Here is a 511-nt window from a genome sequence, read left to right as displayed (position 1 = left end):
GATTGTTTTTCGAGGTGATCCGAGTTTGCTTATCCGCCAGTTTAATCCCCGGGACTTCCCCTTCTACTTCTGAGGCGTTTATGGTCAGTTGAGGAGCATGACTTAATGCACGTGCAATTAGCGCGGAAGTCACCGGCGTATATTTCCCTTCAACTGAGTTATACCTCCCTGACGGTGAATGCAACTCTGCGTTGTTTTTGACAATGGCAGTCACCCCTTTTGCCAATAAAGTTGCCTCAGTATCAATAATGTCACCGCCAGCATTAAGGGTTAAATTATTGCCGGCAGTGATGATACTTCTCTCTATCGGTAATTGAAGTTGTGAGTAGGATTGTTCGTCTTCCTCATCATCATCGGCATTTTCATATTCATAATGCTTTTCATAACCCTCTCCGTGTTCATTTTCATATTCATAGGGGTCATCTGCTGTTATTTTACTCACATCAAGCGTGCCGCCACTGGTCAGAGTAATATCCTTCCCCGCCGTCAAGGAAATGCTTCTCAGATCGAC

General features: G+C 44.8%; 1 protein-coding gene. It reads right to left on the bottom strand.

Annotation, left to right across the window (positions count from 1 at the left end):
* A partial coding sequence (locus LGZ98_RS24090) for a hypothetical protein (protein WP_262978767.1) occupies window positions 1-511 on the bottom strand: 511 nt, incomplete at both ends.

The sequence above is a fragment of the Photorhabdus kayaii genome (genome assembly GCF_025384895.1).
Taxonomy (GTDB): domain Bacteria; phylum Pseudomonadota; class Gammaproteobacteria; order Enterobacterales; family Enterobacteriaceae; genus Photorhabdus; species Photorhabdus kayaii.
This window is presented reverse-complemented; position numbering and strand designations above follow the sequence as displayed.